General features: G+C 66.5%; 18 protein-coding genes. 10 read left to right on the plus strand and 8 right to left on the minus strand.

The features are described 5' to 3' along the window. The first annotated feature begins 45 nt into the window (after positions 1 to 45). Genes lgt through GV044_RS20880 form a run of 3 tightly spaced genes read left to right on the plus strand, consistent with a single transcriptional unit; the run spans position 46 to position 2,563 of the window. A complete protein-coding gene (lgt, locus tag GV044_RS20870) occupies positions 46 to 990 on the plus strand; it encodes a prolipoprotein diacylglyceryl transferase (protein WP_159874391.1) in 945 nt (314 codons plus the stop codon). Next, a complete protein-coding gene (locus GV044_RS20875; RefSeq protein WP_159874392.1) occupies positions 987 to 2,051 on the plus strand; it encodes a class I SAM-dependent methyltransferase in 1,065 nt (354 codons plus the stop codon). The genes lgt and GV044_RS20875 overlap by 4 nt, the downstream gene beginning before the upstream one ends. Then, entirely contained in the window at positions 2,051 to 2,563 is a 513-nt protein-coding gene (locus tag GV044_RS20880; protein ID WP_159874393.1) for a hypothetical protein, read from the plus strand. Before GV044_RS20875 ends, GV044_RS20880 begins: the two co-directional genes overlap by 1 nt. 41 nt (positions 2,564 to 2,604) lie before the next feature. On the opposite strand, the gene GV044_RS20885 is transcribed toward GV044_RS20880, so the two are convergent. The 3 genes from GV044_RS20885 to gyrB all read right to left on the minus strand — a co-directional run bounded on the left by GV044_RS20885 (position 2,605) and on the right by gyrB (position 7,379). Further along, entirely contained in the window at positions 2,605 to 4,368 is a 1,764-nt protein-coding gene (locus GV044_RS20885; protein ID WP_159874394.1) for a bifunctional UDP-sugar hydrolase/5'-nucleotidase, read from the minus strand. Positions 4,369 to 4,467: 99 nt separating this feature from the next. Beyond that, positions 4,468 to 4,854 (minus strand): metallopeptidase family protein, encoded by a 387-nt coding sequence (locus GV044_RS20890; RefSeq protein ID WP_159874395.1) that lies wholly within the window; start codon positions 4,852 to 4,854, stop codon positions 4,468 to 4,470. Further along, positions 4,854 to 7,379 carry a DNA topoisomerase (ATP-hydrolyzing) subunit B gene (gyrB, locus tag GV044_RS20895; RefSeq protein WP_159874396.1) on the minus strand — a complete coding sequence of 842 codons (2,526 nt, stop codon included), beginning with the start codon at positions 7,377 to 7,379 and terminating at the stop codon, positions 4,854 to 4,856. Before gyrB ends, GV044_RS20890 begins: the two co-directional genes overlap by 1 nt. 141 nt (positions 7,380 to 7,520) lie before the next feature. Between gyrB and GV044_RS20900 the strand changes: the two genes are divergently transcribed. Both GV044_RS20900 and guaA read left to right on the plus strand, forming a co-directional pair. Continuing rightward, on the plus strand, positions 7,521 to 8,939 hold the full coding sequence (locus GV044_RS20900) for a M20/M25/M40 family metallo-hydrolase (protein ID WP_236555158.1): 1,419 nt from the start codon (positions 7,521 to 7,523) through the stop codon (positions 8,937 to 8,939). Between the two features lie 341 nt (positions 8,940 to 9,280). Further along, positions 9,281 to 10,840 (plus strand): glutamine-hydrolyzing GMP synthase, encoded by a 1,560-nt coding sequence (guaA, locus tag GV044_RS20905; protein WP_159874397.1) that lies wholly within the window; start codon positions 9,281 to 9,283, stop codon positions 10,838 to 10,840. A gap of 16 nt (positions 10,841 to 10,856) precedes the next feature. Here the strand turns inward: guaA and aroC are convergent, their stop codons facing one another. Next, the gene (gene aroC, locus GV044_RS20910) at positions 10,857 to 11,924 is read right to left on the minus strand and encodes a chorismate synthase (protein WP_159874398.1); all 1,068 of its coding nucleotides are present in this window, start codon (positions 11,922 to 11,924) and stop codon (positions 10,857 to 10,859) included. Positions 11,925 to 11,983: 59 nt separating this feature from the next. On the opposite strand from aroC, the gene GV044_RS20915 reads away from it, so the two are divergent. Further along, entirely contained in the window at positions 11,984 to 12,292 is a 309-nt protein-coding gene (locus GV044_RS20915) for an antibiotic biosynthesis monooxygenase (RefSeq protein ID WP_159874399.1), read from the plus strand. Positions 12,293 to 12,394: 102 nt separating this feature from the next. Further along, positions 12,395 to 12,742: an ArsC family reductase gene (locus GV044_RS20920; protein WP_159874400.1), complete on the plus strand. Its 348-nt coding sequence runs from the start codon at positions 12,395 to 12,397 to the stop codon at positions 12,740 to 12,742. Between the two features lie 4 nt (positions 12,743 to 12,746). Here the strand turns inward: GV044_RS20920 and GV044_RS20925 are convergent, their stop codons facing one another. Both GV044_RS20925 and ubiG read right to left on the minus strand, forming a co-directional pair. Next, entirely contained in the window at positions 12,747 to 13,775 is a 1,029-nt protein-coding gene (locus tag GV044_RS20925) for a sensor histidine kinase (RefSeq protein WP_159874401.1), read from the minus strand. 137 nt (positions 13,776 to 13,912) lie between these two features. After that, the gene (ubiG, locus tag GV044_RS20930) at positions 13,913 to 14,653 is read right to left on the minus strand and encodes a bifunctional 2-polyprenyl-6-hydroxyphenol methylase/3-demethylubiquinol 3-O-methyltransferase UbiG (protein ID WP_159874402.1); all 741 of its coding nucleotides are present in this window, start codon (positions 14,651 to 14,653) and stop codon (positions 13,913 to 13,915) included. A 72-nt stretch (positions 14,654 to 14,725) separates the two neighbouring features. Here ubiG and GV044_RS20935 point away from each other — a divergent pair, with 72 nt between their 5' ends. The 3 genes from GV044_RS20935 (at position 14,726) to purU (ending at position 18,037) form a co-directional block, all read left to right on the plus strand. Beyond that, entirely contained in the window at positions 14,726 to 15,970 is a 1,245-nt protein-coding gene (locus GV044_RS20935) for an aspartate kinase (RefSeq protein WP_201299193.1), read from the plus strand. A 192-nt stretch (positions 15,971 to 16,162) separates the two neighbouring features. Then, positions 16,163 to 17,182, plus strand: coding sequence for a nitronate monooxygenase family protein (locus GV044_RS20940; protein ID WP_159874404.1), 1,020 nt, complete (start codon positions 16,163 to 16,165; stop codon positions 17,180 to 17,182). Next, positions 17,183 to 18,037, plus strand: coding sequence for a formyltetrahydrofolate deformylase (gene purU / locus GV044_RS20945; RefSeq protein ID WP_159874405.1), 855 nt, complete (start codon positions 17,183 to 17,185; stop codon positions 18,035 to 18,037). Between the two features lie 151 nt (positions 18,038 to 18,188). Here purU and GV044_RS20950 read toward each other — a convergent pair whose 3' ends face one another. Further along, the gene (locus GV044_RS20950) at positions 18,189 to 19,169 is read right to left on the minus strand and encodes a Gfo/Idh/MocA family protein (RefSeq protein ID WP_159874406.1); all 981 of its coding nucleotides are present in this window, start codon (positions 19,167 to 19,169) and stop codon (positions 18,189 to 18,191) included. Continuing rightward, complete coding sequence (locus tag GV044_RS20955; RefSeq protein WP_201299190.1) at positions 19,169 to 20,155, minus strand: zinc-binding dehydrogenase; 987 nt, start codon at positions 20,153 to 20,155, stop codon at positions 19,169 to 19,171. The genes GV044_RS20950 and GV044_RS20955 overlap by 1 nt, the downstream gene beginning before the upstream one ends. Positions 20,156 to 20,171: the final 16 nt, after the last annotated feature.

Here is a 20,171-nt window from a genome sequence, read left to right on the forward strand (position 1 = left end):
GATCTTGGTGGCAGCCAAAACCCGCCTTTCTTCCGGCACCGCGCTATGCCAGAAGGCGCGCCGGTGCCGCCAAGGGTGCCGCGCCTATCGAAAGTGACCGCCCGCTTGCTGATCCTGTCCGCCGCCGCCGCTACGGCCCATGAGCCGATCTACTGGGTCAACTTGGGGCTTAAGAACGGCATCGACCTGGGTTTTTTCACGCTTCGGTTCTACTCGCTGGCGTACCTGGCGGGCATCGTGCTGGGCTACTGGCACCTGGGCCGCATGATCAAGGCGCCAGGCGCACCGATGGCGCAGCGCCATGCCGACGACCTGTTCTTCTACTGCACGCTGGGCATCATCCTGGGCGGGCGCCTGGGCTATGCGACGTTCTACACCGGCGGCGACACCGGCATCCCCAGCTTGTGGCTGCATCCGGGCGAACTGCTGTCGCTGTGGCACGGCGGCATGAGCTTCCACGGCGGGCTGATCGGCGTCATTCTGGCGATCGCCTGGGTCTCGTGGCGCGGGCAGCTGAACTTCATCCGCGTGGCCGACTACATCGCCGTCTGCGTACCTTTCGGCATGATGTTCGGGCGCCTCGCCAACTTCGTCAATGGCGAGCTGTGGGGCCGCGTTGCCGGACCCGATGTGCCTTGGGCCATGGTCTTCCCCGATGCCGGTCCGCTGCCGCGGCACCCCAGCCAGCTCTACGAGGCGGCGCTGGAAGGCGCGCTGCTGATCGTGGTCATGCTGCTGCTGTTCTGGAAGACGCGCGCGCGCTACCGTCCAGGCCTGATGGTCGGCGTGTTTGCGACCGGCATCGCGCTGGCCCGCTTCAGCGTCGAGTTCTTCCGTGAGCCCGATGCCCAGCTGCAGAGCTTCGCCATGCGCACCGGCCTGTCGATGGGCCAGTGGCTGACGATCCCGCTGATGATCCTGGGCCTGGCGATGGTGGCGCGCGCCCTGGTCAAGCCGGCGCTCGGCAGAGGACGCCCGGTCATCACATGAGCCGCCTCGCCGATGATGCGGGCGAGCCGCTGACGGCGATCTTCCAGCGCCTGATCGCCAACACCGGCCCGATCAGCGTCCAGTACTTCATGGGCGAGTCCAACGCCCGCTACTACGCCTCGCGCGATCCGCTGGGTGATGCGGGCGACTTCATCACCGCGCCAGAGATCAGCCAGATGTTCGGAGAGCTGGTCGGCCTGTGGCTGGCCGACATCTGGCTGCGTGCCGGCAGTCCCGAGCCCGTGCACTACGTCGAGTTGGGCCCGGGCCGCGGCACCCTGGCGCGCGACGCCCTGCGATCGGCGGCCAAGTTCGGGCTGGTACCGCAAGTTCAGTTCGTCGAAGGTTCTGCAGCGCTCAAGGCGCTGCAGGTGGAGGCGGTGCCGCAGGCGGTATGGCACGCCGACCTCTCGACCCTGCCCACCAGCGGGCCCATCCTGCTGGTCGCCAACGAGTTCTTGGACGCGCTGCCGATCCGCCAGCTGGTCAAGGCGACCGGAGGCTGGCGCGAGCGAATGGTGGCGGTGCACGAAGGCGCATTCGTCGGCCTCGCTGGAGAGCGCCCGATGGATGTCGCGGTTCCGGAAACTCTGCGTGAGGCCGAGTCGGGCACCTTGATCGAGACATGTCCTGGCGCCGCCGCCGCCGTCTACGAAGTGGCCGGCCGACTGGTCGAGCAGGGCGGCGCCGCGCTGTTCATCGACTATGGCCATGACGCGGTGCGCACCGGATCGACGCTGCAGGCCTTGCGCGCGCACCGGAAGGTCGACGCCTTTGCGCACCCAGGCGAGGCGGACCTCACCGCCCACGTCGACTTCGCCACGCTCGCCAACGTGGCTCTATCCCGCGGCTGCCGCTGGCTCGGCACGGTGCAGCAGGGCGATTGGCTGCGCGCGCTGGGGATCGAGGCACGCGCCCAGAGCCTCGCGCAGTTCGCGCCCGAGCACGCCGATGCTATAGCGGCCGCTAGGGACCGGTTGATTGGGGAAGACGAGATGGGGGCGCTGTTCAAGGTGATGGGGCTGGCTTCGCCCGCCTGGCCCGATGGAGCGGGCTTCTGATGGCCACGCTTGCCTCTGCCGTCCCAGTGCGGCGCGAGCCGGTGACGATCGCGCCCGACCGTGTGGAGCGGGTGCTGGGCGTGCTTACGATCTTGCTGCTCGGCTTCGTACTGGCGGCGCTGCTGCGCGGCTCTGCACACTGGAGCCGGTTGCCCCTCATCCTGTGGGTACACCTCGCGACCATGATCACGACGCTGGCGCTGACGCCGGCGATCCTGTGGATGCGGCGGGGTACCCGGCTGCATCGGCGGCTGGGCTATGCCTGGGTCTCGGCGCTGGCCTTGACGGCGATCGACAGCTTCGCGATCCGCACCAGCGGGCACCTGAGCCTGATCCACATCCTCTCCGTGGTGACCCTCTGCGCCTTGCCGATGCTGGTGATCTCGGCGCGCCGGCACGACCACAAGCGCCACCGCCGTGTCGTGCGCGGGCTGGTCATCGGCGCTCTGCTGACGGCAGGGTTCTTCACCTTCCCGTTCCACCGCATGCTGGGCAGCTGGCTGTTCGGTTAGCCTTAAGGGCAAGCCCGCCAGCCGACGTTGCGCCGTTCGCGCTACTTGATCTCCGTCACCCGACCATCATTGGGAACCTGGCGCATAGGCACCGCAGTCAGCCAGGCCTCCATTGCATCCACGTCGATCCCAGCGCGCACCTTGTCGGTGGCCTGCGTGAACTGCACGAAGAAGTCACCGCCCTCCGAGAGGAAGCTGTTGCTGGCCACGCGATACTTGGCAGCTGGCACCAGCGGCTTGCCGTCCAGTGTCAACGATACCACGCGGTGTCCGGAGGGGCGGCGCATATCGTAGCTGTAGCGCATGTTGGCAGAGGGCGCGATCACCTGCTGAGTGTTCTGGTCGTCCAGGCCGTTCTCGATCAGAGCCAGGATCTGCGCGCCGGTCATCGTTTGCACCACCAGCTCGTTGTTGAACGGCTGCACCGCGTAGAGCTGGCCGAAGGTCACCGTGCCATCGGCCGCGGGCGTCAGCGAAGTGCGCACGCCGAACGGGTTGGTGAACGCCACTTGCGCACCCAGCTTGCGCGTGGCGCCCAGCTGGCTGTCGGCGATCAGGTAGCCGAGCGGACCGCCGCGCCAGCTGCCGTCGCCCTCGGTCTTGATCGCCGGGCCCGACAAGTGGCCGGCGAGGCGCGAAGTTTCCTTCACCACGTCATCGACGTAGCGCTTCACGTAAGTGGCGACCTCCGGCTTGGGTGCGAAGCGGGGCACGCGGTCGGTGTTGGGGATTGCCCCGCGCGAGCCGGTGTAAGGCTGCGACTGCACGATCACGTTGCGCGCTTTCTTGGCGATCAGCGCGTGGGTCTTGGGATCGAAATTCAGCGTGATGTCGGTGACGAGCTCGCCGTAGACGCCGGCGCTGGTCAGCAGGATCGGGTGCGAGGGATCAGGCCCTGCCCGCTCGCAGACATAGGGCCAATGCGTGTGGCCGGAGACGACCACGTCCACGCCAGGCTTCAGCCGATCGAGGATCGGGTTGATGTCACCGGTGAACTGGTTGCAGCCGCTGACGTCGTTGAAGTCCGGCGTCTTGCCGCCCTGATGGATCAGCACCACGACCGCATCGGCGCCCTGGGCCTTCAGCTTGGGCACCAGCGCATTGATGGTGTCCGCCTCGTCCTCGAAGCGCAGGCCCTTCAACGCGTCCGGCGAAACCAGCGCCGGTACCGTGCGCAGCGACAGGCCGATGAAGCCCAGCGTGATCTTGCCGGCCGGCGTGTCGAAGGTCTTCAGCCCTGTGCCGGGGAACAGCGTCTGCCCGTCGTCCTTAATGGTGCTGGCCGAGAGGTACTTGTAGCTGGCGCCCTTGAATTGCTCGAGGCGGCAGGGCTCGTGCCGGGTGTTCTTCGCGCAGCCGCCGTTCTGCAGGCGCAGCAGTTCGGCCGAGCCACGGTCGAACTCGTGATTGCCGACGGCGTTGAACTCCAGCCCGATGCGGTTCATCACGCCGACCGCCGGCTCGTCAAGGTAGAGCGAGGAGGCGAGCTGCGAGGCGCTGGTGAGATCGCCCGCGGCGACGACGACATGATTGGGATGCTCGGCCTTGATCGCGTCCACGGCCGAAGCCAGCCAGGCTGCGCCACCCGCCGGCACGCCGGTCACGGTGCCGTCGGGATCGATCAGGTTTACCGACTGCTTGGGCGGCTCCAGCGCGCCGTGGAAGTCGTTGATCGCGACGACGCCGATCTCGATCGGAGCTTGCGCCGTAGCGGCCGGTGTTTGGCGAGGTGCCTGCGGGGTCGCACAGGCGGCGAGCATCGAGGCGAGAAGCAGCGGTGCGCTGCGCTTGCTAAGGGAATTCATGGGGTGCTTCTATCGGACGGTGGTGTGACAAGCCAATGGCGTTTGTTGCGAGCCGTTGATCATTCGCATCTGCAGCAACGATGGCCATAAGGCCGACCCCTAAGCTCCTGCCTCCAGCGCATGCATCTGCTCGTCGGTGAGGCCGAAGTGGTGCCCGACCTCATGCACCACCACATGCGTGACCAGATCGCCCAGCGCCACGCCCGTCTCGCACCACTCGGCCAGCAGGGGCTGACGGAACAACCGGATCACCGGCGGCATGTGCCCCGACGACCAGACCGACTCTTTGTCCATCGCATAGCCCTGGTAGACGCCCGATAGCTCCCACGGATCGTTGAGCCCGACGGCAGCCAGCGTCTCGTCATCGGCAAACTCCTCGACCAGCACGCGGATGCCCTCGAGGTGCCGGGCGAACGGCTCGGGAATGCGCGCGAAGGCCTCGTGCGCCAGGGCCTCCAGCGCGGCCGCGTCGGGCGCCTTGGCCATCACACGTCCAGGTTGGCGACGTTGAGCGCGTTCTCCTGGATGAAGTCGCGGCGCGGCTCGACGATGTCGCCCATCAGGCGGGTGAAGATCTCGTCGGTGACGTCCGCATCCTCGACCTTGACCTGCAGCAGAATGCGGTTGTCCGGATCGAGCGTGGTCTCCCACAGCTGCTCCGCGTTCATTTCGCCCAGTCCCTTGTAACGCGAGATCGACAGGCCCTTGCGTCCGCCGGCGAGAACGGCGTCGAGCAGCTGCGTGGGACGGGTGATGATACCGTCGCTTGATGTCGGGCGAGTGGCGGCCGCTTCGGGTGCGTCGTCTTCGCTCGACTCCGGCGCGGGCTCGGCGGTTTCCGCCGCTGCGCTCGCGCGCGTGAGGCGCGCGGGCATGGCGTAGACGGACGCCTGCTCGGCCGCGATCTTGGCCAGCTTGCGCGCTTCGGCGCTGGCCAGGAAGCTTGCCTCGATGATGTGGTGGTCGGTTACCCCGCGCCACAGCCGTTGCACGATGTAGGTGCCTTCCTCGCCGCGCAGCGCCGTCCAGCGCCCTTCCGGATCACCGCGCTCCAGCCACTCGGCCGAGGCGGTGAGCGCCGCGACCTTCTGCGCGTCGCTGAGATCGGGCGCGAGCGCGCCGGCAAGCGCCAGCGCTTCGATGATGCCGGCATCGTACTTGCGCGGCACGTAGCCCATGATGTTGCGCATCGCCATCGCGTGGTCGATCAGCTCGCGCAGTTCGGCCCCGCCCCGTGCGCCGCCGGTGGTTTCGAGAATACGGCCCTGCAAGCCCGCATCGACCAGGTAGCGGTCCAGCTGGCGGTCGTCCTTGAGGTAGACCTCGGAGCGGCCCTTGCTCACCTTGTAGAGCGGCGGTTGGGCGATGAAGAGGTGCCCGGCCTTGATGATCTCGGGCATCTGGCGGTGGAAGAACGTAAGCAGCAGCGTGCGGATGTGCGCGCCGTCGACGTCGGCGTCGGTCATGATGACGATCTTGTGGTAGCGCAGCTTCTCAAGGTTGAAGTCGTCGCGGATGCCCGTGCCCATCGCCTGGATCAGCGTGCCGACTTCCTTGGACGAGATGATCCGGTCGAACCGCGCGCGCTCGACGTTGAGGATCTTGCCCTTGAGCGGCAGGATCGCCTGGATCTTGCGATCTCGCCCGGACTTGGCGGAGCCGCCGGCCGAGTCACCCTCGACCAGGAAGAGCTCGCACTTGCTGGGATCGCGCTCCTGGCAGTCGGCGAGCTTGCCGGGCAGGCTGGCGATGTCCATCGCGCCCTTGCGGCGTGTGAGCTCGCGCGCACGCTTGGCGGCCTCGCGCGCGGCGGCAGCGTCGATCACCTTCTGGATGATGGCCTTGGCGGTGGCGGGGTTCTCCTCCAGCCATTCGCTCATCTTGTCGCCCATGAGCGACTCCAGCGGCTGGCGCACTTCGGAGCTGACCAGCTTGTCCTTGGTCTGGGACGAGAACTTGGGATCGGGCAGCTTCACCGAGACGATCGCGGTCAGGCCTTCGCGCATGTCGTCGCCCGAGAGCGTGACCTTCTCCTTCTTGAGCAGGCCCGAACGCTCGGCATAGTTGTTGAGCGTGCGCGTCAGCGCGGCGCGGAAGGCGGCGAGGTGCGTGCCACCGTCGCGCTGCGGGATGTTGTTGGTGAAGGTGAGGACGTTCTCGTAATACGAATCGTTCCACTCCAGCGCGACCTCGATGCCGATGCCGTCCTTGTCCGCCGAGATGGCGATCGGATCTGGCATCAGCGCCTGTTTGTTGCGGTCGAGGTACTTCACGAACGCAGCGATTCCGCCTTCGTAGTACAAGTCGTGCTCCAGCACTTCCTCGTGTCGCTTGTCGCGCAGCAGGATGTGCACGCCCGAGTTCAGGAACGCGAGCTCGCGATAGCGGTGCTCGAGCTTGTCGAAATCGTATTCGGTGACGTTCTTGAACGTCTCGGTCGAGGCCTGGAAGGTGACTTTGGTGCCCTTCTGCCCTTCGGCTGCCTTGCCGACGACGCGCAGCGGCGCGGCGGTGTCGCCGTTCTCGAAGCGCATCCAGTGCTCTTCGCCATCGCGCCAGATGGTCAGCTCCAGCCACTCGGAAAGCGCATTCACCACCGAGACGCCGACGCCATGCAAGCCGCCCGAGACCTTGTACGCGTTGTCGTCACTGGTGTTCTCGAATTTGCCGCCCGCGTGCAGCTGGGTCATGATGACTTCGGCGGCCGAGACGCCTTCCTCGGCATGGATGCCCGTCGGGATGCCGCGGCCATTGTCCGTGACCGAAACCGAGTTGTCCGGGTTCAGCTCGATGGTGACCAGGTCGCAATGACCCGCCAGCGCCTCGTCGATGGCGTTGTCCGAAACCTCGAACACCATGTGGTGCAGGCCGGAGCCGTCGTCGGTATCGCCGATGTACATGCCCGGCCGCTTGCGGACCGCGTCGAGACCCTTGAGGACCTTGATCGAGTCCGCGCCATAGGTGTTGGTGTTCTTGACGGTTTCGGGGCGGGTTTCAGGGGTGCTTGCCATGCCGATTATATAGGGACGGCAGGGGCGAAACTAAAGCGAAATGGGCGCGGGTATCCACAGGGGGCGGGCGTTCCGGAAATGAGGCTTGGCGCTTGGCGCTCGCTGCGCCAGTGTAGTGGCACAAGAACAAGGGGCCCGCTTATGACGACGATGCCGATGAAGACGATCCTGACCGCACTCCTCGCAACCGCGCTGGTGGCGCCATCGCTCGCAGCTGCGCAGACCACGTTGCGTCCCGATCAGCAGGAGTTCTTCGGCCTCTACAAGGAGCTGATCGAAACCAACACCACCGTCACGCAAGGGAGCTGCACGGACGCTGCGGCAAAGATGGCCGCGCGGCTGAAGGCGGCTGGGTTCAAGGACGACCAGCTGATCCCGTTCAGCACGCCAGAGCATCCCAAAGACGGTGGCCTGGTGGCGATCTATCCGGGCACGACCAAGCAGAAGCCGATGCTCCTGCTCGCCCACATCGACGTGGTCGAGGCCAAGCGCGAGGATTGGGAGCGCGATCCGTTCAAGCTGGTCGAGGAGAACGGCTATTACTACGCCCGCGGCGCGGTGGACGACAAGGCGCAGGCGGCGATCTGGACCGACACGCTGGTCCGCTTCGCCAAGGCCGGAGTGAAGCCCAAGCGCACGATCAAGCTGGCGCTGACCTGTGGCGAAGAGACTAGCGGGGCCTTCAACGGCGCCGAGTGGCTGGCGAAGAACAAGCGCGACCTGATCGACGCGGAGTTCGCGCTGAACGAAGGCGGCGGTGGGCGGACGGATGGAAACGGCAAGGTGCTGGTCCAGACGTTGCAGGTGGGCGAAAAGGCCTACCAGGACTTCACGCTGACCACCACGAACCCCGGCGGCCACAGCTCGCAGCCAGTCCCGGACAACGCGATCTACAAGCTCTCGGCCGCCTTGCTGAAGGTCGGCGCATACGAGTTCCCCGCCGAGCTCAACGATGTGACTCGCGCCTACTTCACGCGCTCGGCAAAGCTGCGCGGAGGCGAGGTGGGGCAAGCGATGACCGCCATCGCCGCCAATGTGAACGACAAGGCGGCGCTGGCCGTGCTGGACAAGGACAAGCAGTTCCATTCGATGCTGCGCACCACGTGCGTCGCGACGATGGTCGATGCTGGCCATGCGCAGAATGCGTTGCCGCAGCGCGCGACCGCGAACGTCAATTGCCGCATGTTCCCTGGCCGCACTTCGGACGAAACTCAGGCCGCACTGGCTGCCGCGATCGGTGATCCGGGCGTGAAGATCGAGCAGAAGGTCAAAGGCAAGCCGATCGCGAAGTCGCCCCCGCTCGATCCGGCGATCGTCAAGCCGGTCGAGACGCTGGCGGCCAAGTACTTCCCAGGGGTGCCGGTGGTGCCATCGATGTCGACCGGCGCGACCGATGGCGTGTACATGGGCTCAGTGGGTATCCCGACTTACGGTGTGCCGAGCGTCTGGACCGATCCGGACGGCAACGGCACGCACGGGCTGAACGAGCGGGTGGAAGCCAAGTCGCTCTATACGGCGCGCGACTACCTCTACGATCTGGTGAAGACGCTGGCCGGCTAAGCGCACACATGAAAAAGGCGGCCCCTTGCAGGGCCGCCTCTTCGGTCTCAGCTACTCAATTCCTCAGGCGAGGGTGAGAGCGAACGCAAGGGCGCTAGCGCCCAGGGCCGCGGCGAGACCGAACGTGCGTTGCACGATGGTCATGGCACTTTCCTCCTGTTGGGTCCGGGTCAGCGCTTGTAGCCGCCAATCCCTTCGCAAATGCAACATAGGAGGGTTAGTAATTTTCGCAATGCCGAAGGTAACAATCGCACTTGCACAATCTGCAAGTGAGCAGACGCATGCTCCGGGTTGACTGTGCCTCTCTGGACACGCCGGGCACTCGCGACTAACCCGCCGCCATGACCATCCAGCCTTCTGAGACCGTCCTGATCGTCGACTTCGGTAGCCAGGTGACGCAGCTGATCGCGCGCCGCGTGCGCGAAGCAGGCGTCTATTCCGAGATCGCGCCGTTCTCCGCCGCGGAGGAGGCCTATGCCCGACTCGACCCGGTGGGCGTGATCCTTTCCGGTTCACCCGCGTCCGTGCTGGACGAGAATGGCCCGCGTATTCCCAACACGATCCTCGAGAGCGGGCGCCCAATGCTCGGCATCTGCTACGGCCAGCAGGCGCTGACGCATCAGCTCGGTGGCGAAGTGCTCCTGGGAGACAGCGGCGAGTTCGGCCGCGCCTTCATCGAGATCGACGACACCTGCGCGTTGTTCGATGGCCTCTGGCAGGTCGGCGAGCGCCACCAGGTGTGGATGAGCCATGGCGACAAGGTGACCAGCCTCGCTCCCGGCTTCCGCCCCGTCGCTGCTAGCCCGGGGGCGCCGTTCGCGGTCATCGCCGATGACGCGAAGCGCATCTACGCCATGCAGTTCCACCCCGAGGTGGTGCACACGCCCGACGGCGGCAAGCTGCTCAAGAACTTCGTGCGCCATGTTTGCGGCATGTCCGGCGACTGGACGATGGCCGAGTTCCGCAAGACCAAGATCGAGGAGATCCGTCAGCAAGTCGGCTCCGGCCGGGTGATCTGCGGGCTTTCGGGTGGTGTCGACAGCGCAGTCGCCGCACTGCTGATCCACGAGGCGATCGGCGACCAGCTGACCTGCGTGTTCGTCGATGGCGGCATCCTGCGCCAGGGCGAGGCCGAGCAGGTCGTCTCGCTGTTCCGCGGGCACTACAACATCCCACTGGTTCACGTGGATGCCTCGACGCTGTTCCTCAACGGCCTCAAGGGCGTCACCGACCCTGAGGCCAAGCGCAAGTTCATCGGCAAGACCTTCATCGACGTGTTCGAGGACGAGGCGAAGAAGATCGGCGGCGCCGAGTTCCTGGCGCAAGGCACGCTCTATCCCGATGTGATCGAGAGCGTCAGCTTCACCGGTGGTCCCTCGGTGACGATCAAGAGCCATCACAACGTCGGCGGCCTGCCCGAGCGCATGAACATGAAGCTCGTCGAGCCCTTGCGCGAGCTGTTCAAGGACGAAGTGCGCGAGCTCGGCCGCGAGCTCGGTCTTCCTGAGATCTTCGTTGGCCGCCATCCGTTCCCAGGGCCGGGCCTCGCCATCCGCATCCCCGGCGAAGTGACGCGTGAGCGCTGCGACATCCTGCGCAAGGCCGACGCGATCTACCTGGAAGAGATCCGCAACGCCGGGCTCTACGACGCGATCTGGCAGGCCTTTGCGGTGCTACTGCCGGTGAAGACCGTCGGCGTCATGGGTGACGGGCGCACTTACGATAACGTCTGCGCGCTGCGCGCCGTCACCTCCACCGACGGCATGACCGCCGACATCTATCCGTTCGACGCGCAGTTCCTCAGCCGCGTGTCGACACGCATCATCAACGAGGTGCGCGGCATTAACCGCGTCGTCTACGACTACACCAGCAAGCCGCCCGGCACGATCGAGTGGGAGTGAGCGGCGCGCCTACTCGCTAGCCGCATTGCCCGCGGTGCAGCAGCTTGTGGTCTGCCAGCACCAGCGCCATCATCGCCTCAACCACTGGTGCGCCGCGGATGCCGACGCACGGATCGTGGCGGCCCTTGGTGAACAGTTCCGTCGCCTCGCCTTCGCGAGTCACGGTAGGCTGAGGGGTCAGGATCGAGCTTGTCGGCTTGAAGGCCACGCGCACGACCACCGGCTGTCCGGTGGAGATGCCGCCAGCGATGCCGCCTGCGTGGTTGGCCTCGAAGCGCGGGCCTGAGTTACCGGGCCGCATCGGATCGGCGTTCTGCTCGCCGGTGAGCCGCGCGGCGGCGAAGCCGTCGCCGATCTCGACGCCCTTGACGGCGTTGATGCCCATCATCGCCGCAGCGAGATCCGCGTCGAGCTTGGCGTAAAGCGGCGCTCCCCAGCCGGCCGGGACGCCCGTTGCCACGCATTCGACTACGGCGCCCACCGAGGAGCCGGACTTGCGCACCGCTTCCATCTGCGTGGCCCACCGCGCGGCGGCCTGCGCGTCGGGGCAGAAGAAGGGATTGCGCGCGATCTCGGACGGGTCGAAGTTCGCCACGTCGATCGCGTCGCCGCCGATCTCGGTAACGTAGGCGAGGATCGCGACCTCAGGGATGACCAGCCGCGCAACACCGCCCGCCGCCACACGCGCCGCCGTCTCGCGCGCGGAGCTGCGCCCGCCGCCACGATAGTCGCGAAAGCCGTACTTGGCGTCGTAGGCGTAGTCGGCGTGGCCGGGGCGATAGGCCTTGGCGACTTCGGAGTAGTCCTTCGAACGCTGGTCGACGTTCTCGATCATCAGCGAGATTGGGGTGCCGGTCGTGCGCCCTTCGAACACGCCCGAAAGGATACGAACCTGATCCGGCTCCTGGCGCTGGGTGGTGTACTTCGACTGGCCGGGGCGGCGTGCGTCGAGAAACGGCTGAAGCGCCGCCTCGTCGATGGCGAGCCCCGGCGGGCACCCGTCCACCACTGCGCCAAGCGCCGGCCCATGGCTCTCGCCCCATGTGGTGAAACGCAATAGGCGGCCGAAAGTGTTGACGCTCATACCCTGCGCGCTTTGTCGCGACGCTGGCGATTTGTCCAGCAGACGCTAGGGTGCGGCTTATGTTCCTGGTGGTCTTCCGCAACCGCAAGCGTGCCGAAATGGACGCAGCCGCCTACGCCGCGGACGCGGCGCACATGGCCGCGCTGGCGGCGGTCCAGCCCGGCTACAGCGCCTTCAAGAGCTACACCGCCGAGGATGGCGAGGTGGTGGCGATCTCCGAGTGGGAAGACGAGGCGAGCGCACGGGCCTGGGGGCGGCACGCCGAGCACGCGGTCGTGCAGGGCAGGGGCAGAGCGGACTACTACGAGAGCTACACGGTGTTCGCCTGCCCGGAACCGCGAGTGCATGGGTTCTCGCACGAGGGGTGAGGGGGCGCGTCGTGAGCGCGGTGACCGCGGAGCAAGATGATCGTCGCGGGCGACATGGATGCAGCCTTGCAACGGTCCCGATCACCACCCTATCACGCGCGCATGCAACCGATCCTCTACGGCATCCCCAACTGCGACACCGTCAAGAAGGCCCGCGTGTGGCTCGATCAGCACGCGATCGCCTACACCTTCCACGACTACAAGAAGCAGGGCGCCGATCCCGAGCATCTCGCCCGCTGGGTGGAGGAAGCCGGGTGGGAGCAAGTGCTCAACCGCAGGGGAACGACGTTTCGCGCGCTTCCCGCTGCGGACAAGCAGGATATCGACGCGGCCAAGGCCGTGGCGCTGATGGCGGCGCATCCCAGTTGTATCAAGCGGCCGGTGGTCGAGCATGCCGGCGGGTTGCTCGTTGGCTTCGATGCAGAGCGCTGGAGCCAGGCGCTGGCCTGACGCGCTAGGCTTCGTGGCGCTCGCAGGTCAGCGAAACTTCGCATCCCTCTGCGCTGAAGCGCGTCGACTGGACGGCGCGGGCTTGGTGGGCGAAGGCTTCGAGCAACTGGGTTCCGATGCCGCCGCTACCGCCAGTGGTAGGCGCTGCGTGGCCGACTCCATCGTCGCGCACGGAGAGCTGCCAGCCCGCGCCGACGATGACGAAGTCGATCTCGATGGTGCCGCCGCGACCTTGCGGGAAGGCGTACTTGGCGCAGTTGGTCAGTGCCTCGTTGGCGAACAAGCCGATCGCAACGGCGACTTCACGCGGCAGGCTGACGTCGGCGACATGCGCCTTGATCAGGACCTGCGGCGGTAGCATGGCGCTGCTCGCGCGGGCGACCAGGCGTTCGAGGTACGGGCGCATCTCCACCACCACGCCTTCGCCCTGTTCGCCCACCAAATGGGTATAGGCTTCGGCGAAAGTGCGCACGCGGCCAATGGCGTCGTTAAAGGCGCGCGCGACTTGCTCTGAGTCCTCGCGCCGCTTCTGCAATTCGAGCAGGCTGGCAACGAGCGCGAAGTTGTTCTTGGTGCGGTGCTCCAGCTCGGCAAGCAGGACTGCGCGGCGCTCGATCTCTGCCTCGCGCTGCGCGCGCTCGTGCGCCACCGCGCCGCGGAAGGTCTCCGCAAAGAGCAGCACCACCAGCGCGGCAAGGGCGTGCAGGCCGACTCGTGCCAGCGCTTGCTCGCTGGCAATAGGCGCGTCCGGCGCAAGCGGGAGGACCTGCAGCAAGGCCCAGCCGAAGCTGACGAGATAGGCCAGCAGCCCGGCCTTCCAGTGGCCGTAGAGCGTGGCGAGGAGAACCGCCGGGTACACCAGCGCAAAGGCGCCTGCGCCCGGCGCCCACAAATCAATCGCCATGCACAGCGCGATCATGCCGAGCCCGCACGTCACACCGAATAGCAGCCGCGCGAAGGTGCGTGCCTGCGGGCTCTGCAGCCCCTCGCCGGCATCGAAGTAAGCCAGAGACCAGGCGACCCGGCGGCTCACATGGCAGCTCCTTGCCCCGGAGGAGAGCCGCGGCACGCGACCCGGCGGTGCCGCCACAAGGCTCCGCCGGTTCAGAGATTAAGCGTGTTGATCTTCATCGTCGAGTCTTCGCTCGCCTGTCTCTTTGGGCAGGAGGATCAGGCCGGTGTGGCAGTGACGATGTAGTTGAGCGCCAGGTCGTCAGAGAGGTGCAGGCCCTTCGTAGGAGTCCAGCCGATCCCGCGCGGCGCGCTCATGGTGAGGCTGGCTGCGGCCAGGAGCTCGCGCAGTTCATCGGGCGTGACGAAGTCATCCCAGTGATGCGTGCCGCGCGGCACGTGACCCAGGCGCTCGGCGGCTTCGACCAGCAGCAGCCGCGAGCGGGCGGTTCGGTTCGGAGTGGAAAGGACGAGCAGCCCGTCGGGCTTCAGCGCTGCGCCCAGCGCGGCGACGAACGCACCCTTGTGCGCGACATGCTCGATCACCTCCATTGCGCAGACCAAATCCTGCTCACGCGGCGCAATCGCGCTTAGTTCGCCGGCCTGGTAGTCGATCGACAGTCCTACCGCCTGGGCATGGCTGCGCGCAGCTACGATGTTCTCCGCCGCGGCGTCGACCCCTGTGACCTGCGCACCCAGGCGCGCGAGCGGTTCGGCGAGCAGGCCCGCGCCGCAGCCGACATCGAGCGCGTGGCGGCCGGCGAGCGGCTTGAGCGCGCGTGGATCGGTGCCGAAGTGCGTGTCGATGGCGGCGCGCACGAAGGCCAGTCGTACCGGGTTCAAGCGGTGGAGCATCGCCGAGGAGCCCTTGGGATCCCACCAGTCCGCCGCCAGGGCGCCGAAGTGGGCGGCTTCCGCCGGTCGGATGGTCTCGTGTGTCGCCGTGGTTGCATTGTTCATGGGCTACCCCTAACAGCGCGCCCGACTATTATCCACCGGCACAGGAGTGCGCTCGCTTTGGCCCGCATCGTGATGAAATTCGGCGGCACCTCGATGGCCGGCACCGAGCGCATCCGGCGCGTGGCTGGGATCGTCAAACGCCAGCAGGAAGCGGGCCACGAAGTCGCGGTGGTGGTCTCTGCCATGGCGGGCGAGACCGACCGCCTGGTGAACTTCTGCCGCGAGGCGAGCGCGCTCTACGATCCGGCCGAATACGACGCGGTGGTCGCCAGTGGCGAGCAAGTCACCTCGGGCCTGCTGGCGCTGACGCTGCAGTCGATCGGCTGCAAGGCGCGTTCGTGGCTGGGCTGGCAAGTGCCAATCAAGACCGACGACGCGCATGCCAAGGCGCGCATCGAGGAGATCGACGCCGACGCACTGCTCGCCTCGATGGCGGCGGGCGAAATCGCAGTGATCCCCGGCTTCCAGGGCGTTTCGCCCGAAGGCCGCGTGACGACGCTGGGCCGTGGCGGCTCGGACACCTCGGCGGTGGCGGTGGCGGCGGCGCTCAAGGCCGATCGCTGCGACATCTACACCGACGTCGACGGCGTCTACACCACCGATCCGCGCATCGTCGCCAAGGCGCGCAAGCTGCCGTTGGTGACCTACGAGGAAATGCTCGAGCTCGCCTCCGTCGGCTCCAAGGTGCTGCAGACCCGCTCGGTCAGCTTGGCGATGAAGGAGCGGGTGCGCGTGCAGGTGCTCTCCTCGTTCATCGACGAGACCGCGCCTGCCGCCGATACCCTGCCGGGCACGATGATCGTCAGCGATGAAGAGTTAGAAGGAACCGACATGGAACGCCAGCTCATCACCGGCATCGCCGCCGACAAGAACGAAGCCAAGATCACCCTGACCGCGGTCGCCGACCGGCCGGGCGCGGTGGCGGCGATCTTCGGTCCACTGGCCGACGCCAACATCAACGTCGACATGATCATCCAGAACGTCGCCAAGGAGAAGGGCGAGACCGACGTCACCTTCACTGTGCCTAAGTCCGACCTGGTGCGCGCGCAGGCGATGCTGGAGGAGCGCCAGGAGACGATCGGCTACCGTCGCCTGATCGCCGATGACCAGGTCGCCAAGATCAGCGTCGTGGGTGTCGGCATGCGCAGCCACGCCGGCGTCGCGGCAACCATGTTCAGCACCCTGGCCGAGCGTGGCATCAACATCGAGGCGATCTCGACAAGCGAGATCAAGGTCTCGGTGCTGATTGATTCCGATGAGACCGAACTGGCAGTACGCGTGCTGCACACGGCGTACGGAATGGACGCTGCGGCCTGAGCTGCCAATTAGCGGCGTCATCCTTCTCCGTTCGTGTCGAGCGTAGTCGAGACACGCTGACTCAAAGCTGCCGTGTCTCGACTACGCTCGACACGAACGGGAGGTTGGGTGCCATAGCCCTATGACGCCAAGTCTTGTGCACGAAGAGCCGGGGCCGTAAGGCGCGCTGCTCTCGAATTGCCAGGACCTGCCATGACCGCTTACTCCAAGACCTCGGCTCTGATGGCCCGCGGTGCGCAGTTCTTCGGCAGCGAGCACGCGATCCTGTGCGGCGCGATGTCCTGGGTGTCCGAGCGCAACCTGGTCTCGGCCATCAGCAACGCCGGCGGCTTCGGCGTGATCGCCTGCGGGGCGATGACGCCCGAGCTGCTCGACAAGGAGATCGCCGCGACCAAGACGCTGACGGGCAACCCTTTCGGCGTCAACTTGATCACCATGCACCCGCAGCTGTTCGATCTGATCGAAGTCTGCGGCCGGCATCAGGTCGGCCATGTGGTGCTAGCCGGCGGCATCCCGCCCAAGGGATCGGTCGAGGCAATCAAAGCGCATGGCGCGAAGGTTATCTGCTTCGCGCCGACCTTGGCGCTGGGCAAGAAGCTGCTGCGCTCCGGCGCCGATGCGCTTGTGATCGAGGGCATGGAAGCGGGCGGCCACATCGGTCCGGTCTCGACCTCGGTGCTGGCGCAGGAGATCCTGCCCAGCCTCGCCGCCGACCACCTCGTCTTCGTCGCCGGGGGCATCGGGCGGGGCGAGGCGATCGCCGGCTACCTGGAGATGGGCGCGGCCGGTGTGCAGCTGGGCACCCGCTTCGCTTGCGCCACCGAGTCCATTGCACATCCCGCTTTCAAGAAGGCCTTCTTCCGCGCTTCGGCCCGCGACGCCGTGGCTTCGGTGCAGGTCGACGCCCGCCTGCCGGTCATTCCCGTGCGCGCACTCAAGAACAAGGGCACGGACGCGTTCACCACCAAGCAGATCGAAGTCGCCAAGCTGCTCGACGATGACAAGGTCGCGATGATGGAAGCGCAGCTGCAGATCGAGCACTACTGGGCCGGCGCGCTGCGCCGCGCGGTGATCGACGGCGATGTCGAGAACGGCTCGCTGATGGCAGGCCAATCGGTCGGCATGGTGACCAAGGAAGAGCCGGTCGCAGAGATCATCGGCTCGCTGATGAGTGAGTGCGAGGCGGCGTTGAATACCCGCAAGGCCGCGTAAGTGGCCGAACAGCTGATCCTCGCGCTGTCGTGCACCGACCGGCCGGGCGTGGTCGCGCGGGTCACCGGCTACCTGGCGCAGGCGGGCGGCAACATCATCGAGGCGCAGCAGTTCAACGATCTTGCGCAGAACAAGTTCTTCATGCGCGTGGCCTTCGATCCGGGTGCGGCTGATCGCGAGGACATCCGAGAGGGCTTTGGCGCCATTGCGCACGAATACGGCATGGCCTGGTCGATGCTGCGCCGCGACCGCCCGCGCCGGGTGCTGCTGATGGTCAGTAAGTTCGACCACTGCCTGGCAGACCTGCTTTACCGCCACCGCATCGGCGAGATCGCGATGGACGTGGTGGGCATCGTCTCAAACCATCCGCGCGAGGCGATCGCTACGCACCTGATCGGCGAACTGCCGTTTTATCACCTGCCGGTCACGCGCGAGACCAAGCCGCAGCAGGAGGCCCAGGTCCGCGCGCTGGTGGAGGAGACCCGCGCCGAGCTGGTGGTGCTGGCGCGCTACATGCAGATCCTGTCGGACGAGATGGCGGTGTTCCTTTCGGGCAGATGCATCAACATCCACCACTCGTTCCTGCCCGGCTTCAAGGGCGCCAAGCCCTACCACCAGGCGCACGCGCGCGGGGTGAAGATGATCGGCGCGACCGCGCACTACGTGACGGCGGACCTGGATGAAGGCCCGATCATCCACCAGGATGTCGAGCCGGTGACGCATGCCGACACGCCCGATGACATGGTGCGCAAGGGTCGCGACATCGAGCGCCGGGTTCTGGCAGAGGCTGTGCGGCTGCACCTGGAAGATCGAGTGCTGCTGAACGGCTCGCGCACGGTGGTGTTTCGCAGCTAGGTAGACCGTGAGCACGGCTGGCGGGCTTCGATAAGCTCAGCCAGCGGCGTGGGTGTAAGCCGCTTGCTCGCGAGACCGTTCAATTTTTTCGGTATTCCGAACAGCGCGAAGCTGAGCCGATCGTAGCCCTTCGGCCGGCAGTGCGGCACCACTAACCCTCGTAGATTCGATCCAGCACCCGAGCGACATCCACCAGCCGCTCCGCCGAAGGATCGAACCGGTAATCCCGTGCCAGTTGCTCGGCCCAGGCCGCGGCGGCACGCCCGCCCCATGCATCGGGCGGGCTGATCAGAAGTTCGCTGGTTGTACCGGCGAAGCGCTTGCCTTCGAAATCGTAAAAGCTGCCCCCCAGGTTGTGCAACGAAGCGCCGCCGCCGGTGCCATAAAGGCTTGTCTCGATCACTGCTTCTTGCCCCGCCTGCAGTCGCCACGAGCATGCCAGCCGGGCGACCACTCCATTCGCCAGGGTGAGCTGCGCGACGGCATAGTCCTCCACCGCCTCTCCAGCCAGGGGCTTCCCGCCTGCCAACAGCGTCGAGGACACGTCGCGCACTTCGGGAAAGTCGAGCAGCCAAAGCAGCAAGTCGACCAGGTGCACCCCCAGGTCCATCACGCAGCCGCCGCCGGACTGCGCGCGGTCGTAGAACCACGGCTTGTCGGGGCCATAGGCGTTGTGGAACACGAGGTCGGCGGCGAACAGCTGGCCCAGGTTGCCGCTGCGGATCTGTTCGGCCAAGGCCTGCGCCGCCGCGGTGTAGCGGTACGAGAAGTCGACTGATAGCAGACGGTCGGCGCGGCGGGCGGCGTCCACCACCGCTTGTGCTTCGGCAGCGTTGCGGCCGAGCGGCTTCTGACAGAACACCGCCATGCCGCGCTCCAGCGCAGCGATCGATTGCTCGGCATGCAAGGCACTGGGCGTAGCGATGACGAGGCCGTCGAGGTCCTGGTCCAGCAGCGCCTCGGAAGAGGGCAGGATCGCGGCATCCGGCGCGAGCTGCGCCGCTTCGGCGATGCATTCCGGCGAGGGATCGCAGATCGCGGCGGCTTCGATCGCTCCGGTGGCGAGCGCCGCTTCCATGCGGTGGCGGCCGATCCAGCCGGTGCCGAGAAATCCCACCTTGGGTTTGGCCATCATAACTTCACCAGCGCTTTCACGAAACCATCCGGCTTGTCGCGGGTGGCGTCCAGCGCCTCGTCCAGCCGCTCCAGCGGATAGGTGTGGGTGTAAAGCGGCGCGGGATCGAAGCGTCCGCTGGCGACCGCGTCCACCGCCTCTTGCAGGCCACGCAAGTTGACCGCCGGATCACGCTCGTGTGCGTTGATCACGTCGATGCCCTTCCAGTTCCACATCTGCATGTTGACTTGGCGCGGGCCATCCTGGTGGTAGCCGGCGACGACCAGCTTGCCCCCGAAGCCTACCAGCTCTCCGGCCAAGTCGAGCGGCCATTGATAGCCGACGCACTCGATCACGCGCTCGCACAAGGCTTCGCCAGTCACCGCCTTGACGCTCTCGATGATGCGCCAGTGGTCGTCCATCGGGATCGTCTCGGCCGCGCCGTAGTGACGGGCTAGGTCCAGCGATGAGGCGCGGCGCGATATCGCGATCACCTTGGCGCCGGCGTCGGTGGCAAGCCGGGTCAGCACCGCGCCTAGGAAGCCGATGCCGACGATGGCAACGGTTTGGCCAGCCTGGATGTCGGCGCGGCGGAAGATGTTGAACGCGCAGCCGAGCGGCTCGCCCGGAAACGGCTTGTCGGCGAGCTGCGGCGGCAGCTTCACCACACCCGTGGCGGGCGCGACATCGTACTCGGCAAAACTGTGGCCGGCGAGGAAGACCACTCGGTCGCCCTGCGCCAACTCGCTCACACCATCGCCGACCGCATCGACGACGCCCCAGCCTTCATGGCCGAGACCTCCGGCGTCACCGGGGTACGTGCTCCAGGGCTGACCATGCCAGGGCTCGACGTTGGAGGCGCACACGCCGCAGCCTTCCAGCTTCACGCGGACTTCGCCGGCATCCGGCTGCGGCAGGGGCGCCTCGACAATCTCCAGCGCCTTGGGACCGGTGAGCACCGCCGCGCGCATTGTCTTGGACAGGAAACCTTGGTCGGCGTTCATGCGCTGTGCCTCTTGC

Source organism: Novosphingobium sp. 9U (assembly GCF_902506425.1).
GTDB lineage: Bacteria > Pseudomonadota > Alphaproteobacteria > Sphingomonadales > Sphingomonadaceae > Novosphingobium.